Below are 348 nucleotides of genomic sequence, written 5' to 3' on the forward strand. Positions count from 1 at the left end.
GGGTGGTTTGGTTCGATACCAACGTACTCATCCATGTTGAATGTTACAACGTGCTTGAAGCTTACTTCGCCAGCTTTGTAAAGTTCAATTAGCTCAGCGTAAGTAGTTAGAGGTGTGCTACCAGTAGGAAGACCTAGTACAAATGGACGCTCAGCAGTTGGAGCGAATTTGTTGATCGAATCTGCGATATGACGAGCAGCCCATTTACCTACTTTTGCTTTGTTGCTTAATGGAATAAGTCTCATTGATTTTGCCCCTAGAAATTAAATATTATAGTGTTCTGAAACATTAATTCGCATTATAAAATAAGTTATCAGATTCCGCTATTGTTTTAGGTCAAGTTTTTGC

General features: G+C 38.8%; 1 pseudogene. It reads right to left on the minus strand.

From position 1 onward, the window contains the following. Positions 1–245, minus strand: a pseudogene (gene nagB / locus AB4496_RS28675) (glucosamine-6-phosphate deaminase); the annotation flags it as partial. Positions 246–348 lie beyond the last annotated feature (103 nt).

Source organism: Vibrio sp. 10N.222.46.A1, assembly GCF_041473595.1.
Taxonomy (GTDB): domain Bacteria; phylum Pseudomonadota; class Gammaproteobacteria; order Enterobacterales; family Vibrionaceae; genus Vibrio; species Vibrio tasmaniensis_A.